The organism is Wolbachia endosymbiont (group B) of Apotomis betuletana (assembly GCF_947250475.1).
In the GTDB taxonomy this organism is placed as follows: domain Bacteria; phylum Pseudomonadota; class Alphaproteobacteria; order Rickettsiales; family Anaplasmataceae; genus Wolbachia.
The window spans coordinates 664,829-680,513 of the sequence record NZ_OX366320.1; the positions used below are offsets into that span (position 1 = coordinate 664,829).

Genomic DNA, 15,685 nt, shown 5'->3' on the forward strand with positions numbered 1-15,685 from the left:
GTTCATAAGCATCTGCCAAATATGTACCTGCCAACCGACTGGGCTCATAACGGCAATAAATAGTTAAATCCCCTTTTTGCATGTTTTTCTTCCTGTGAATTTTCTTATAGGTTAGGAGACTTCTATTGCCATAGCTAAAAGAAAACGTTTACCATTTTAAACTAAACACCTTAATTTAAAAAAGCTGTCTAGTTCGCGCAAACAAGAAATTCTCCCTAATCAATATACAAGATTTGAAAAAATTATGTCCAAAAAATCTTTACTTGAATTATCATATTATGTATGATATGGCTTATTTAAAGTATCATGAATGTTCATCCAAGTTATGAATTCTGGGAGAGTGATTTAGAGGTTCCCGTTAATCTCTTGCTAGATCGCTTTCAAGATTTAGAATTACGTAAACTATGGCTTGATTCTCTTTCTGGTAGACAATTGAGTATCATTTTTCAGCATTGCTTTAAAAATCATTTAAATGGGCAACTTTTTCAGGACGGAGATTATGACGATAGATCGACTCAACAAAAACGTAAGATACTTACCAGTTACTCTGACTCTCTTTTTGACTATTATCTCATTAGCCACTTTGATCGCACGAAACTTGAGGCTACAGTTAGTGAAGTAGCAAGATTTGCCCTCACTCAAGAGTTAATGAGATCGTACCTGATCAAAAATAATACTAAGTACGATAAAAGATCCTTGTTATTTTTACTGTTTCACATAAGTTGCGAACTTCTAAAATCTGTCTATCACTTTGATAAAGTACAAAAGAAAGGCTTCGTATCATTTGCTCTACAGAAACCACCAAGACAAATAAATACTTCATTTAAGGAATTTATGTCACAAGAATCCGTAGAGCAGATACTTAAGGATGATGACCAGTTGCAGGGTTTTTTCCATCATCAAGATCGAATATATATGTTTGTACGTCGAGGAAGTGACATGGATTTACTGCTTAACTCAAACAAAGTTGTTCATGGCCATAAACCTGAGTGGATGATTTTAGATTTTTCGATTGATGGTACAAAGGTTAATCTCTGTGCTAAAAATACCAATAAAGCTGTGGAAATAGCAAATAGTATTGTAAGTGGTTATTTTAACTGCGAATGTACTTTTGTAAATATACAGGATAAGAACTTTCTACTACAAGTGCATAAATTCCTTCAAGCATGTATAGAGGGTTCTGACCCTAATATTTGTATATTTGAGTTAAATTTTAAGTCAGATTATTTTAAAAATAGTAATACATATCTTACTTTAAGTGTAAAGCCGTATGATCCTATTGCACCAGAGTTACATATTTTAAAGCCAGCTATTGGCAACATACTACAATCTATTCAATCAGCTAAAGTAATGTTCCAAAACAAAAAGGTAACATTTTCTTTCAAATCAAGTGGGGAAATTTATTATTCAGAGCATCCGCTCAATAAAAAAGAAAGAGAGGACCTGAAGAAACATATGGAACAATCTTATGGTCTTAAAATCCTTTCACGAGCAAATTGCTGATCTTTTAAGTTCAAATAGTTCTTGGGTTAATCCAAGTCAAAATCACATTAAAGCAGCAAGATACTTATTTGATCTTGGATTGATAAAAATGCAAGAAAGGTACTATATTGTTTGCTCTCGTGAAGAAGATCATCTTGATTGGCCAAATGTAATTGATCCAAGTTGTAGCAATGAGATTTTTATCGATCCAGACTTTGATGAAGCATGTGATGACGCTATTTGTGAAAACTGTTCTCGTCATATTTTGCCTAATACTTATAAAAAACAGAGATTTCATCTCTTATCCATATACTTAAATATAGAGAAAATCATAGACTGGTTTGAAACAAAGTTGAATGATTCAAGACTTATGTGGGGAAAAATGGAAAAAGGAGTTTATTATACTTGTGATCAAGGTCATATTGTAAATCTAATAATCCTTGATTTTTGTACTGATGCGATATTTTTAACCATAGATAAACTGAGAGTCCATCCGACAGTTCTCATTACTCTAAAAAAAGATATACCTAATCTATTATTGAGCCTATATGTAGTGCGAATGGTAGAACTGTTTTGCCAGTATAAGACTGTAACTGAGATATTCTAAGAGGCAGCTAAAAAAGGAGTACCAGAGGTAGTAGAAAATACTTCTTTGCAAGTTTTACCAGCTTCATATATTTCGCTTAAACGTGTTGAACCAATTGTGCCAATAAAGCTTTTGGAGTTACAGGTAGTTAAAGGTATGGTATATGTTAATAGCGTTGAAGTTATAAATAAAAAAGCTGCATCATGCCTTAATATTTTTCGAATATTGTTCAAGCAATTTTTACATGACTGTGAGAAAGAGTTACCACCTGAAAAACATACACTTCTCAATATTAATCAGTTAGAAAAACTCTTGGGACTTAGTTTAGAAGCAGATTTAGAACATCAAATCAGAAAACCATTAAACAAGATGCAAAAAACGATCAAAGCTACATTGGCTGAGAAATTAGGATTAAGTATTGAACGTGATGATGTAATACAAACCCTTGGTTGGCAAAGATCATCACATGGTTATCGTATTAACCCTTTTACTTTGACTATAAAAAAATAGAGTTTTTTGTTATCAAAAATAGTTTTTTTCAGCTCCATGAATAAATTTTCCCACTCCACGTGCAAATGGTCCTGTTTTAATATCGAGCCATTTATCCTCTTTTGAACCATTAGCCATTCCTTTAACTATTTGCTTTGCCTGTAAAAGCTCTTGCACTATACGCTCTAATCTATCTCTTCCCATACTATGAAAAACTTCAGGCAGTCTATGTCGTTGTTTATGTATTCCTGCACTTCCTGTGTGAGTAAATGGATGTCCTGAAATAGCAGCTCGCGCAATTGAATCAATAAGATATATTTTAAGATCTTTATCGCTAATATTTTGAGCTTTTAATTGTTCAGTGATGTCTTCCAATAGCCCTGTTTCTTCATTTCTTAGGTAAGTGCGTATGGTACGATCAGCCAGGCCATTTGCTTTAACAACAGCTCCATAAAATAGTGCATTTTGTCTTGGGATTTTTCCAATTGACCTAAAAATCATTGGTTTAGTCATATCTTCAACAGGCCAAAAAGCAAAAGAACACCTGACTCCATTTACGAGAGCAGAAGTGCCTCGAATAGCATCTCGTGCTTGCTCTACTGTTGATATAGGCTTTTCTCCCTTCAGCTTTCTCATATGATGTGCAGTAATTATTGAAGCTCCAGTGCTACATGAATGAAAGAAGCAAGGGGATCAAATATAATGAGCTTTAAATCCTTTATCCTGCTCAGCTGCTTCATTACCGACTCAAATTCTGGAGAGATTTCTACAACTTTACCGCGAACGTTCTTAAGTATGGTAAGAGATCCTCCGATGTTTGGTAATGGTACAATAAATAGCCTACCTTTATATTTCAATCTCTCGCATTTTGGATCAAGTCGTTCTAAGCGACGATGTATTTCATTTGTATCATCCTCCGCAGAAAATACCACCACAGATCCATGTTCAGTAACAAGTTGGCCAAATCCGCATACCTGATCTATGCTAGCTGCAACCTTGAGGGCTAGGTCAAGAAGAAGCATGCCTTTACCAGTATCACCCATTGCAGCTAAAATAGATGTGACACCCAAAGGAAATAATCCTTCAACTAAGAATCTTTGCTTTGGTACTGGACCTACAAAACGCTCCACACTCCAGCTAAAAATATCAAGCGGTGATTTAATAATTATTTTTCTTGAGTTTTTTTCGATGAAGTCAAAAATATCTATATTCTCTTGTACAGCATCAGCAGCATCCCAACTCCTTAGTTTATCTGGTGGAATCCTAAGCGTAGCAAGTGATGCAACACCAAGTTCTAAAAGTTTCTTTTCAGCGTTTTTAGCATATTTATTACCTGCTTCATCATTGTCTGGCCAAATGATAATATGTTTACCTTTTAGCGGAGTCCAATCTGTTTTATCAATAGGTGCATTTGCTCCAAACATTGCTGTTGTTGCAGTTATTCCTTTCTCTATAAGTACTTCTGCGCATTTTTCTCCTTCAACCAGAACAACCTTATCTGATTTTAAGATACCTGGAATGTTGTAGAGCGGCCTTATCTCTGGCTCTTTGAATCTCTGCTTTTTAGCATCAAATGGTTTAAACTGTTTTTTCTCTAAAGGAGGATCATAACGGTAGACTATTACGATTACTTGGTTATTTTCATCGTAGTAGTTCCAACTACAAGTCAGGTATTGTTCTAGATCTCTAATATTATTTTTTTCTTTGATGCCAAGCCATTCACTTATTGAGAGCATTACTTCAGGAAACTCTGTTTTTGCATTCTTCCCGTGTACTGTTGCCCAAAGGTCAATAATGTCACCACCTTCTCCTGTTGCAAAATCTTTCCATAATCCAGCTCTTTCACCTGTTAACTCTATTACAGTGCTTTTGCCTTTGTTACCCTGTACATCACCTACATAAAACTTATCACCACGAAATGTTCCTCTTGGTAGTAGGTGAAAAAGACAAGATCTGATGTTTTGCAAAAGCTGAGTTTTGAGCTCTACCATAGTGTCCGTTTTGCGGACAAATTAAGGGAGAGTAGACCGGTGGAACTTCCCCACGAGCCCCTCGCAAAACTGTGCATGAACCTCTCGACTCACACAGCTTCCATTATTCATCTTTTGACCTAAACCTAATATCCAGTGGTAGAAAGTTTCTGGCCCTTCCTTTCTCATTTTTCCTAGAAGTTGCCTTGCTAGTCTTCCATGAGTTCGAAGTTTCTTGTACTTTCTTCTGACCCACTTTTCTAGGTGCCGCTCTATGTTTCTCAGAGGTTTGTATATCTCTTTCCTGTAAAACCTGCCATAGTACTGATACCATCCTCTGACTATTGGATTTACTATCTTTGATATTTCCTCTAATGTTTTGTGTGTATTTCGTAGTATTTTCCATGACCTTATGGTTGTAGTAATATTTTTCTTGGCTTTGTTGCTAATTGCAGGAAGAAATGAAACAAAATGCTTTCCTATTTTACTTTTTGCTAACCTTGGTCTATATGTGTAGCCCAGAAAATCAAAACTTTGCGTAGGAAATTCACTTTTTCTATTGTCATCCTTGCAGTACACAATTTGTGTCTTTTCAGGATGTAATTTTAGCTTATGCTCAGCCAATCTTTCTTCAATTGCTATCTTCATAAATTCCGCCTGCTTCTGAGTCTTACAGTGCACTATCGCATCATCTACATACCTCTCAAATGGTATTGTTGGGCACTTTTGTCTCATCCACTCATCAAATACATGATGCATAAATATGTTTGAGATTATCGGGCTTATTGAACCTCCCTGTGGAACTCCTTTATCCCTGATTACCTTACTGCCATCTGTTTGCTGAATTGGAGCTTTCATCCATCTTTCAACATACAGTATGACCCATTTGCAGTCTGTGTGCTTCTTGATAGCTTGCAATGCCAACTTGTGGTCTAAATTGTCGAAAAATCCTGATATATCAAGATCTATCACCCAATCGTACCTCCAGCATCTTTTACGCGCTGTGTCTACCGCATCCAATGCAGATCTATTTGGTCTATAACCATATGAATCTTCGTGGAATTTTGGCTCTACTAGCGGCTCAAGATACATAGAAGCTACTGTTTGCCCTATCCTGTCGATTACTGAAGGAACACCTAAAATTCTTTGTCCTCTTCCTGTACCTTTCGGTATTGCAACAGCTTTTACAGCTTCTGGAAAATAACTTCCAGATGACATCCGATTCCATAGTTTGTACAGATTATCTTTTAGATTTTCCTCAAATTTTGTTATCGAAACCTCATCTACACCAGCAGCACCCTTATTTCTCGATACTTGTTTATAAGCTCTCCAAATAAGTTGCTTTGGTATATCAAAAGACTTTGTTTTATTCATTAACTCCTCCCTTGCGGTTGATAAATAACTAAAACTAAATAACTCAGCCCCTTCGCTCCATTCCCATTACAGAAACTTCTTCACTACTACGAGCTGATCCGCCCCTGTTTTTCGCATCGGTACTCTCATCCTTAGAGTTTAGCTCCTTGGATTTCTTCCTTATCATCGAAACGACAGGTTCCCGTAGTTCCGCACAATAGCCTAAAATAGATTCATGCCACCTCTATGCCGGACGCCATCTACCCAGTAAACAAGCTCCTGATAGACTTATCCCAGGTTACTACAGAACCCCTGGTTTTGACGCCTCCTAATTGTCATTTTCGACACTTCATCAGTGGTTCACTTTCGTTCATCTCTCTACTTCACACATGATGCATAGTTGCACCTTTTCCATAACGCTCACCACCTTGGCTCTTTACCAAAGCAGCTTATGGTTGTTTAAAGCCTGCTCTTGTAAACCGGCTCCGAGGGGCCCACCCTCATCTATCATGCAGCTTCAACACTTTCCATGTCTCTACGGCGCACCTGTAGCTATAACTTTAGAGTTCTGCCAACGCCCATTTACTCTGCTAATGAATTTTGCTGGTATTGATTTACCGTTTCTTAGCTCATATACTACTTGCAAGACATTTGCACGTTTATTTGGTTGAAACATTACCATACCAGATGTATAAAAACTTCTTAAAGCATTAGCACCAATTAAAGCTTGAAAAGGACTTTTTGCGAGTGTAGCTGTGGATACTTTTCTGGTATGACGTGTAATAATGATTCCAGCCATAGGATTAATTATAGAACGTAATTTTTCTATTCTGCTTTGCAGGCCAGAAAATATATTTTCATAGTCAATCGAATCCAAGACGATAAGATCTATCGTTTTAAATTTTTCCCCTATGATCTCTTTTATTCTCTCTATACCTTCATCATTTAAAGTTAATCTCATCTTTGTAGTAACAATCAAGTTTTCCTCTGCTAGATTTGGCAGCCTTTGATTAGTTATGATTTGTTGTATGCGTTCCCTGATATAATTGTACTCCATCTCATTTTGCAGATAGATTATTTTTAGTGGCCTTGCTGACTTCATCTTAAGAAACGACACTCCTGCTGCAAGATGTGCAAGCAAAGAGAGAAGAAAATAACTTTTGCCAACCTTTGGCGTACCACCAATGACTAAAAGACCACCTGGAGTGAGAATTCGTGGAGCTATTATATCTTCTGGTATTGGTGATTGATCACTTAAGTACTGCTTTACAGAAAATATTTTTTCTTCTCTTTTCCCCCCTTTTTTTTCTCCACTCTTTGATTTTTTATTGAGCCACTTTCTAGCAGAATATATATCACCTTTAATCAAAATCCAAAGATCAATAATATCACCGCTAGTCCCTTTGGTAAAATTACGCCAATCACCAGCTTCCTTACCTACTATTTTAACTGTAATTGTATTTCCATTTAAGTTTCCGATATAAGTTTTTTCTCGGTAAAACTCACCATTTGGAAGTAGGTAAGAAACACACTCCTTGATATTATCAATCAATAACATCTTTAACTCTTTTTGCTTTTTAGACATAAAATTCCCATACATATTTTTCATACGTGTAAAGTTGAGATTAGCTAGCTCACAATCAACTATGTTTTTTAAAATTTTTTGAATTTAGTTTCATTACAACTTTTGTTTGTAATTTTGTTTTTTATTCGAGTAAAAAGTGCATTTTTGACAATAAAAACCCTAACTTAATCATAGAAAAATTTTGTATCAAACAACAGTTACTGCTTAGATCTTATGGTTAACGAATATGTGGATAAATACTTTAAATGTGTGTAGACGTATTTATCCACATATTCGTTAACCTATTTTCTATGCAGATTTTTTTAATTCACATTGACTGCTTCTTTAAGCCTCGCATTGGCAATTACTATGATTTTACGCATTAGAGCTGTCATAGCCACCATCTTCTTTTTACCTTTACCAACAAGCCTTGAATAGAAGGCACCAAGCGCAGACTTAGACCTTGAAGCAGACATCGCAGCTGTAAAAAGCTTTTCACGAACGTTGCTTCTGCCACCACTTATTCTGCGATAACCAATAGTTTTACCACTTTCTTTCGGATGAGGTGCAACTCCAGCAAGACTTGCAATTTCTCCCCTACTTACATAACCAAGTTCTGGCATTAGACACAGAAAATCTTGAGATAATTTTGCACCTATTCCTGGAACTGTTTTAAGGATTTTTTGGCGCTTTTGTAACTCTGGATTCTCATCAATAATTTTTTGTATGGTATTGTTGAGCTCATCTATCTGGCTATTAAAGAATTCAATAGTTTTCTGACAGCTTTCTTTTATATGGTCGTTTTCAGGTGCTGCAAGCCTAGATTTCTCTTGAGCTCTCATTTTTGTAATGTCATCACGACGTTGACAAAGTGCAACTAAGGTTGTTTGTTCTTTTGACATAGGTGCAAATAGAGATAGAGTACTATAGCGTTCAAACCCATACTGAGCAAGGGCTCTTGCATCTGATTGATCAGACTTTGCTAAAGTTCCATGAGATAGAACAAAGCTTTTTACTTTGCGAGTATTAGCTCGATGTACAGCAATATCTTTATCAACAAGAAAATGTGCTAAGCCAAGCTCATATTTTCCAGTGTTTTCCAGAGTTACTAAAGAATTAGGTAAGATATTTGAAAAATCTTGAAACAATTGTTGCCAGCCAGCAGTATCATTGTCGAATTCGACAGCGTTCTTCTGTTTGTGAACTGCAACAACATTTTTAAATTTTCCGATATCAATGCCAATAAAATTTTGATAAGATGTAATCATAATAACCTCGATTAGTTTTAATTAATTTAAGATTGTAAACGGGTGCATACATATGTCCCATGCAACTATTCAAACGTATCGAGAGATGGGCTAGTGTACCTTGATCCGAACGGTTATAATACCAACAGTTGGTCGGTCGCACACGCCCGTGATAACTCTATTCCTATAGTGAGTAGGGTTATCTTCCCTCTTATCTCCTTTATATCATATTTTTAACTTACAACAGTTGGGATTTAGGAGACATAAATACGTGCTTTCCAGTTAGTAGCGTAGAAGAAAGAGGAAATAAATTTGTATTGGGAAGCGATAAACTTTCAGGGCAATATTGGAATTTAAAACACAAGCCAATTTTAGAAAGATTTAGCGTTACTCACAACTATAAAGCAAAAAATTATACAGATCAGAAGGTCAGAAAATATGTTTTAGCAGAACACAACGTTTACTATAAAAATGACTCAGATTCAGAGCAAAAAGACTCAATACACGAATTAGAAAATTACATTTTAGTGTTTTACCCAGGAGTACTGAAGTGGCACGAACATCGACATTTGCACAGAAGTTGGAAAAATAGTCAAGCAATATGTGTAATAAGTTAAATACTTATATTTAGATCCTCATGTATTATGTTAATAATAGGTTAAAACGTATGAAATAAAAAGAAAAGGACTTGCTTTCTTATGCTAAAAAGGACATGAATTAAATAGCAGCAGGTAAACATAAGAAATTTATCTGGCGCTAGAAAAGCTAATTTTGTGAGGTAAGTATGAAGTTTAGCGAAGAAAAGAGAGAATCTTTTAGTAAGTTTTTTAAAGAAGTATCAAGTAACGGGTTTAAAAACATTAATAAAAGAAATGAAGAAGGAGAGACGATATTGCACCAAGCAGTAGAAATCTCTGATTACAAAACAGCGAGGTTATTAATAAAAAAAGGGGCAGAGGTAAATGCAAGAGATAAAAATGGTTATACACCACTACACTGTGCAGTATTTGCGAAAAGCTTAGAAAATGTAAAAGTGCTGCTAAGGGAAGGAGCAGAAGTAAATGCCACTCAATATGTCACTGGATGTACGCCACTACACTCTGCATGCAAAATAGGAGGAGCAGGAGTTGAAATAATAAAAGAGCTAGTAAAAGCAGGAGCTGAGGTTAATCAACTGAATAAATATGGTGCAACACCAATGTATTACATTTGGGAAAGTGAAAAGTATCGTCTATGTGATAGCAAAGAGAGTGAAAGGGCGAGTAAATTTCTGAGAGAAAAAGGAGGAATAACAAAAAGTAGAGAACTGACGTGCTATGGAATAGAGAGGATAGTGGAAGAAATAGCAGATATGTTGGATAGGAGCTATTTACCTGAGTTCAAAATAATAGAGATAGAAGAAATAAGGAAGAAAGATAAGTCACTAATAAAGGAAGAGTGTAAAAATTTAGCAAGCAAGATAATGAGCCAAGTGAATGAAATGATAGATGAGGTGGTGAGAAGGAAGGCTTAGGGGTTTAAATTTAAAGAAAAGGTGAGGTAAATTATGAGTAAAAAAGAGAAAGAGAAGTCAGCAAAAGAATTATTAGAGAACTCATGTAAAAATATTTATGAAAGAGACGAAAAAGGAAGAACAGCTCTACATTATGCAGTAGACGCAAAAACAGTGAGGTTATTAGTTGAAAAAGGAGTGAATGTGAATGCAACAGATATAGGAGGATATACAGCACTGCATCTAGCGGTAACGGAGAAACGTCTAGAAATCGTGAGGGAATTGATAAAATCAGGAGCAGACGTAAATGCTGAGGAATATGGAAGTAAATGCACTCCATTGCACCTTGCATGTATGGTGGGGAAAGTGGAAATAGTAGAAGAGTTAGTGGAAGCAGGAGCAGAAATAGAGCAAGCGGATAAATTTGGAATGACAGCAATGGATTATAGTAAAGAAGTAACCGAGGTATTAAAGAAAGAAACAGACAGAATTGAAAAGTTATTTATGAAAGGCTAAAAATATGGAGGAAGAAATAGAAAAGAAAGTAATGAATTTAGAGAGAAAACCTTTGGGTGAGCTGAGAAAAACGTGGAAGAAGGTATTTGGGGAAGAGGCGCCTAGATACTCAAAGAAATATCTGATACCAAGATTAGCTTATAGAATGCAGGAAAAAGCGTATGGAGAAATGTCAAGAAAGGGGACAAAAAGACTAGAGTATCTGGCAGATCGGCTAGAGAAGGGAAAAAGAATAAGTAGCGATAAACTGCCAGTAGAGGGAACAGAGCTAATATTAGAGAGAGGGGAAGAGACTCACGCAGTAATGGTAACAGATAAGGGTTTAATCTACAGAGAAGAATTTTTCACATCATTATCAGCAGTAGCCGGAAAAATAATGGGAATGAGTTACAATGGGCCGCTCCTATTTGGTTTGCGTGATCAAAAGGGAAGGGAAAATGTGTAAAGGGATAAGATGTGGAATATATACGAGAAAGTCAAATGAAGACGGTCTAGAGCAGAAGTTTAACAGTTTAGATGCGCAACGAGTAGCATGTGAGAAGTACATAAAGAGCAAAGAAGGCTGGGTAGCATTGGCCAAAAGGTACGACGATGGAGGTTTCTCAGGAAAGAATTTAGAAAGACCAGCAATAAAGGAATTATTTGAAGATGTAAAAAAAGGAGAAGTAGATTGTGTAGTAGTATATACGCTAGATAGATTATCAAGGGAAACAAAAGACAGCATCGAAGTAACATCATTTTTTAGAAGACATAGAGTAAATTTTGTAGCAGTAACGCAGATATTTGACAATAATACGCCAATGGGAAAGTTCGTACAAACGGTGTTATCAGGAGCCGCACAACTAGAAAGAGAAATGATAGTAGAGAGGGTAAAAAATAAAATAGCAACATCAAAAGAACACGGACTATGGATGGGAGGAACTTTGCCGTTTGGGTATGATGTAAAAGATAAAGAATTAATAATAAATGAGAAAGAAGCAAAAATAGTAAAGCATATATTTGCAAGATATTTGGAGCTGAAGTCAATGGCAGAGTTGGCAAGAGAGTTAAATAGCCAAGGGTACCATACGAAATCAGATATCTTTAAAAAAGCGACGGTGAGAAGAATAATAACAAATCCAATATATATGGGAAAAATACGGCATTATGAGAAAGAGTATGAAGGAAAACATGAAGCAATAATAGAGGAAGAAAAATGGCAAAAAGCGCAGGAATTGATAAAGAATCAACCATATAGAAAAGCAAAATATGAGGAAGCGCTACTTAGGGGAATAATTAAGTGCAAGAGTTGTAATGTGAACATGACGCTGACATACTCAAAAAAAGAAAATAAAAGATATCGATATTACATATGTAACAATCACTTAAGGGGAAAAGGTTGTGAATCAATAAACAGAACTATAGTAGCGGGAGAAGTGGAAAAAGAAGTGATGAAGAAAGCTGAACAGCTATATGAAAAATGGGGAAAAAAAGCGGAAGAGTGGAAAAATTTAAGTTTTGGAAAACAGAAAGAAGTAGTGAAAAAGTTAATAAAAGGAGTAATGGTAAAAGAAGATGGAATAGAAATGGGTTCGGAGGATAAGGTGGAATTTATACCAATAATGAAGAAGAAAGGAAATAAATGTACAGTGATTGAGCCAGAAGGTAAAACAAACAATGCGTTACTGAAAGCAGTGGTAGGAGCCCACCTATGGAAACGTCAGCTAGAAGAGGGAAAATATGCAAGCGTAGGAGAGCTAAGTGCCAAAATTAATATAGGTACAAGACGTATACAACAAATTTTAAGGTTAAATTATTTAGCACCAAAGATCAAAGAAGACATAGTAAATGGGAGGCAGCCAAAGGGTTTGAAGTTAGTTGAATTGAGGGAAATACCAATGCTGTGGAGTGAGCAGATGAAGAAATTTTGCAAATTAGCGATTTAAAAATCACACGATTAATACTTTACTAATACAAATTAGCTACATAAGAGATACAAAGAAAAAAATAATATGAGAAAACTAATTACCGGAAAAACTAATGAAGCAGATATAACCTATGAGTTGCCATTTGATCAAGATCAGTTAACAAGCAAAGATAAAAAGGAGCTTTTTAAGCTATTAAAAAGGATACAAGAGGGTAAAAGTATCAGTGAAAAAATTAGTAAATCCTTTCATGATACACGAAAGATTCCGTGGATACTAATAGTTGATATATATGAACGTAGAAGAGACGTATTCACACTATTACATTATGCTAGATTTTGCAAGAATAAGCAAGCTGAGAATGATCTTTTAGAAGAAGCTAAAAAACATGGGCTTTTTAAGGAGTTTAATCGTACGAAAATAGTCTCGGACTACTTAGGAAGTCATGGAGAATTAATACGTACATATAGTACTGTTAAAGATGGTGTAGTAAGGGTAGAAGGTTTTGAGCCTTGGGATGATAAGGAAGTGATGAATCCAAATATGACAAGTGACAAAGAAGAAAAAAACTCGTTAATAGAAACTATTATGGAAGGATCAGTGGCTTATAATATTTCAGAAGATATTGAAGAAGTTTCGGATAAGAATAAAGAAAATTTTTATGGAGAACAACAAGAAGAAACCGCAGAAACTGGCACTCAGCCGTGCAAGAAGATTAATAATGGTGAAGATTATGAAAGGAATGAAGAAAATCAAGGGAATTTCGCTAACTCAGGAAGAACGGTGGTAAAAGAGCTGAATGCTTTAAGAATCTTTTCTTCTAACCCTTGTGTTAACGATAAATCTTTCAAAATTGCAGATGAAGAATCATCAACAAAAGCAATGCAACGGAGAGCGATTCTGACTGGTGCCGTTGGGGTGGTGCTACTGGTAAGTGGTATTGTATCACATATTATGAAAATGCCTACTATAGGAACAGTTGGAGTGATTGCTGGATTGGCATGCATAAGCTTTGCGTTGTACAGTACCCTAGAACCGAGTACAAAGCTAGAGAAGGTAGAAGAGCTCTTCCGATCCAACGCAAGAGAACATTCCTAAAAAACACAGATATTAAAATAATTTCCTAAGAAATACTTCTAATTTACTAACCAAGTACTAAACCTGCTGCTATTTTCCTCAAGGCAATCCATCAACTTAATAGGTATATTGTTTACACTACTCATCTTCGTAGTCAGGATATTGTGGAGGAGCCTCTCCTTGCTTTTTAGTAACTTTTGGATATCTTGTTCCAGCTTCTGCTTCAATAATGCCACAACATTCTACTAAAAATTCCCAATTATCGCCATAATCAAAAAGAAAAATCATTTTTTTATCTGGCTCAAAAACCTTGTAGATATAAGAATTTTTGACGCTTTTTTCATTAGGCATAAACTATAATCAGTATTATAAAATAAAGTGTATACTTCATTACTTTCATAAATATCGTTTATGTTACTATAAAAACCAAATTAATGATCTAACTCAAAACTAAAGACCTTTATGATAGTTTCTGCAAATTTATAAAGACAGCTTTCAATTCCATCTCACGGTAGATTTTTTTGTCTAGAGAAACTTTAAATAAGTATACTTTCTTTTTCTTATCCACTTAATTTATCTTTAACTTACATTAAATTAACCAATAGCAAAAAAACAACACAAGTCAAACATAACCTTACCCACATATCTTACCCTATTCGGACTATTAGGAGAAATGCTATACTTTAGAAAAAGCTTAACTGAACTTTCATTCGTTCTGACAACACATACTTACTTTTAATGACCGATGATATGGTCGTTGCTGGAAATAGGCGTTCTTAGGCCTTGAAGATGACTGTTTACTTTCGGCAAATCGTCTAAATCATGCTCTATTTTTTGTGTTTCCATCTCAAATTTAAATCCCAATTTTTCACAGAATTTTTGAAAGTATTCTCTAATAATAGAGAGCAAGTTTCTATCTCCTTCTTTATAATTTTTTAATTCCTTGGGAACAGTGAGTGATAATTTACCGTCTTTATAGGTTACACCATCTTTTCCATCTTGAGACTCAAGTGTAAATTCCAGTGAGGTGGATAGACCACATATTTTTTCCCCTGGATTATCAAATTTGATTACAGGTATTTCCATATCAGACTTTACTCTTATGTTATTATGGTCAGTGTAATCAATATTCATTACTTTGTCAGGGTCTTGCGTTGTTAATCGATAATTGCTAAGTGCAGAGTGATATTCAATAAATATACCTGCTAAGTATCCTGCTTGATTACAATTAGTAACTAGTTCTTCTAAGATAGGGGCACTCGGAACTTCTGCTTCAGCATATTTAAACATTTCCTTAAAAATTTCCTTTACAAATGGTCGGTAGTTCTTATTCTCATCTCCTACTTTGAGTAATAGATGCATATGCTCTCTTCCAGCATTGTAAAATCTCTCAAAATCTCTACCGTACGAATTGGTTTTCTGATAATCAGGAATTTCAGGATTTTCACAATGACTTTCCCACAATTCACTTAACGCGTTATATGCAAGTTCTTTTTCAAGATCCTTAAGGACTGAATTAACAAAAGCCCTGCCATGATCTTTATCTATTTCTCTTTGTTTTTTGCTTGCGGCTTCAGCGCTATATATATCATAACTATTAAAAAGGTTGCTTTTGCGATATTTCGCTCCTTCCATTAACACAGAGGTTAAAACTGTATCTATAATCTTTCCATTAATAACAAAGTTCATTCTTGGAAGATCGAAATACATTGTTTCACCAGAGTGTGCTGATTTATTGCTCTCGCCAGCCTTTAATTTACTAAAGCTAAATTCTTTAATTTTAACCTTCAACGTAACTATTGGATTTGCTTCTGTCATAGTCCGTACTTATTAAAGCCCCTAAACTTGATTATAACATAAGAACCATTAATAGATTATTAACAACACCTAAACGCAACAAAGGCCTTACACCATCTGTACAACAAATACGCAAAGACAATAGAACTTTATTATATTCTATCTATAATGATTCAAAATAGCAAGCCTCAAACTAGAAGCCTGCTAC

Annotated in this window: 13 protein-coding genes and 2 pseudogenes; 9 read left to right on the forward strand and 6 right to left on the reverse strand. The window is 35.3% G+C overall.

What is annotated here, in order from left to right:
- The first annotated feature begins 306 nt into the window (after positions 1–306).
- Genes OOK82_RS02995 through OOK82_RS03005 form a run of 3 tightly spaced genes read left to right on the forward strand, consistent with a single transcriptional unit; the run spans position 307 to position 2,578 of the window.
- Positions 307–1,503 carry a hypothetical protein gene (locus tag OOK82_RS02995; RefSeq protein WP_264704432.1) on the forward strand — a complete coding sequence of 399 codons (1,197 nt, stop codon included), beginning with the start codon at positions 307–309 and terminating at the stop codon, positions 1,501–1,503.
- Positions 1,469–2,089: a hypothetical protein gene (locus OOK82_RS03000; protein WP_264704433.1), complete on the forward strand. Its 621-nt coding sequence runs from the start codon at positions 1,469–1,471 to the stop codon at positions 2,087–2,089. The genes OOK82_RS02995 and OOK82_RS03000 overlap by 35 nt, the downstream gene beginning before the upstream one ends.
- Positions 2,090–2,134: 45 nt before the next feature.
- Complete coding sequence (locus tag OOK82_RS03005) at positions 2,135–2,578, forward strand: hypothetical protein (RefSeq protein WP_264704434.1); 444 nt, start codon at positions 2,135–2,137, stop codon at positions 2,576–2,578.
- Positions 2,579–2,590: 12 nt separating this feature from the next.
- Here the strand turns inward: OOK82_RS03005 and OOK82_RS03010 are convergent.
- The 4 genes and pseudogenes from OOK82_RS03010 to OOK82_RS03025 all read right to left on the reverse strand — a co-directional run bounded on the left by OOK82_RS03010 (position 2,591) and on the right by OOK82_RS03025 (position 8,712).
- Positions 2,591–4,548, reverse strand: a pseudogene (locus tag OOK82_RS03010) (AAA family ATPase).
- A 21-nt stretch (positions 4,549–4,569) separates the two neighbouring features.
- A complete protein-coding gene (gene ltrA / locus OOK82_RS03015; protein ID WP_264686936.1) occupies positions 4,570–5,901 on the reverse strand; it encodes a group II intron reverse transcriptase/maturase in 1,332 nt (443 codons plus the stop codon).
- Between the two features lie 514 nt (positions 5,902–6,415).
- The gene (locus tag OOK82_RS03020) at positions 6,416–7,465 is read right to left on the reverse strand and encodes an AAA family ATPase (protein WP_264704435.1); all 1,050 of its coding nucleotides are present in this window, start codon (positions 7,463–7,465) and stop codon (positions 6,416–6,418) included.
- 302 nt (positions 7,466–7,767) lie between these two features.
- Positions 7,768–8,712: an IS110 family RNA-guided transposase gene (locus OOK82_RS03025; protein WP_264336326.1), complete on the reverse strand. Its 945-nt coding sequence runs from the start codon at positions 8,710–8,712 to the stop codon at positions 7,768–7,770.
- A 221-nt stretch (positions 8,713–8,933) separates the two neighbouring features.
- Between OOK82_RS03025 and OOK82_RS03030 the strand changes: the two are divergent.
- The 6 genes and pseudogenes from OOK82_RS03030 to OOK82_RS03055 form a co-directional block, all read left to right on the forward strand.
- Positions 8,934–9,308, forward strand: a pseudogene (locus tag OOK82_RS03030) (phage tail protein); the annotation flags it as partial.
- A gap of 167 nt (positions 9,309–9,475) precedes the next feature.
- A complete protein-coding gene (locus OOK82_RS03035; protein WP_264704368.1) occupies positions 9,476–10,204 on the forward strand; it encodes an ankyrin repeat domain-containing protein in 729 nt (242 codons plus the stop codon).
- 33 nt (positions 10,205–10,237) lie between these two features.
- A complete protein-coding gene (locus OOK82_RS03040) occupies positions 10,238–10,699 on the forward strand; it encodes an ankyrin repeat domain-containing protein (RefSeq protein ID WP_264704369.1) in 462 nt (153 codons plus the stop codon).
- A gap of 4 nt (positions 10,700–10,703) precedes the next feature.
- The gene (locus OOK82_RS03045) at positions 10,704–11,144 is read left to right on the forward strand and encodes a DUF2924 domain-containing protein (protein WP_264704370.1); all 441 of its coding nucleotides are present in this window, start codon (positions 10,704–10,706) and stop codon (positions 11,142–11,144) included.
- Positions 11,137–12,624, forward strand: coding sequence for a recombinase family protein (locus OOK82_RS03050; RefSeq protein ID WP_264704372.1), 1,488 nt, complete (start codon positions 11,137–11,139; stop codon positions 12,622–12,624). The genes OOK82_RS03045 and OOK82_RS03050 overlap by 8 nt, the downstream gene beginning before the upstream one ends.
- A 66-nt stretch (positions 12,625–12,690) precedes the next feature.
- A complete protein-coding gene (locus tag OOK82_RS03055) occupies positions 12,691–13,701 on the forward strand; it encodes a hypothetical protein (RefSeq protein ID WP_141456727.1) in 1,011 nt (336 codons plus the stop codon).
- Positions 13,702–13,818: 117 nt separating this feature from the next.
- Here OOK82_RS03055 and OOK82_RS03060 read toward each other — a convergent pair whose 3' ends face one another.
- Positions 13,819–14,031 carry a plasmid pRiA4b ORF-3 family protein gene (locus OOK82_RS03060; protein ID WP_141456728.1) on the reverse strand — a complete coding sequence of 71 codons (213 nt, stop codon included), beginning with the start codon at positions 14,029–14,031 and terminating at the stop codon, positions 13,819–13,821.
- A gap of 384 nt (positions 14,032–14,415) precedes the next feature.
- A complete protein-coding gene (locus OOK82_RS03065; protein ID WP_264704373.1) occupies positions 14,416–15,498 on the reverse strand; it encodes a hypothetical protein in 1,083 nt (360 codons plus the stop codon).
- Positions 15,499–15,685 lie beyond the last annotated feature (187 nt).

Bases quoted from the DNA above. Each gene is read 5' to 3' on its own strand.
- OOK82_RS03025 (WP_264336326.1), bottom strand. From the start codon at position 8,712: ATGATTACATCTTATCAAAATTTTATTGGCATTGATATCGGAAAATTT.
- OOK82_RS02995 (WP_264704432.1), top strand. From the start codon at position 307: ATGAATGTTCATCCAAGTTATGAATTCTGGGAGAGTGATTTAGAGGTT.
- OOK82_RS03065 (WP_264704373.1), bottom strand. From the start codon at position 15,498: ATGACAGAAGCAAATCCAATAGTTACGTTGAAGGTTAAAATTAAAGAA.
- OOK82_RS03020 (WP_264704435.1), bottom strand. From the start codon at position 7,465: ATGTCTAAAAAGCAAAAAGAGTTAAAGATGTTATTGATTGATAATATC.
- OOK82_RS03060 (WP_141456728.1), bottom strand. From the start codon at position 14,031: ATGCCTAATGAAAAAAGCGTCAAAAATTCTTATATCTACAAGGTTTTT.
- OOK82_RS03055 (WP_141456727.1), top strand. From the start codon at position 12,691: ATGAGAAAACTAATTACCGGAAAAACTAATGAAGCAGATATAACCTAT.
- ltrA (WP_264686936.1), bottom strand. From the start codon at position 5,901: ATGAATAAAACAAAGTCTTTTGATATACCAAAGCAACTTATTTGGAGA.
- OOK82_RS03000 (WP_264704433.1), top strand. From the start codon at position 1,469: ATGGTCTTAAAATCCTTTCACGAGCAAATTGCTGATCTTTTAAGTTCA.
- OOK82_RS03050 (WP_264704372.1), top strand. From the start codon at position 11,137: ATGTGTAAAGGGATAAGATGTGGAATATATACGAGAAAGTCAAATGAA.
- OOK82_RS03040 (WP_264704369.1), top strand. From the start codon at position 10,238: ATGAGTAAAAAAGAGAAAGAGAAGTCAGCAAAAGAATTATTAGAGAAC.
- OOK82_RS03035 (WP_264704368.1), top strand. From the start codon at position 9,476: ATGAAGTTTAGCGAAGAAAAGAGAGAATCTTTTAGTAAGTTTTTTAAA.
- OOK82_RS03045 (WP_264704370.1), top strand. From the start codon at position 10,704: ATGGAGGAAGAAATAGAAAAGAAAGTAATGAATTTAGAGAGAAAACCT.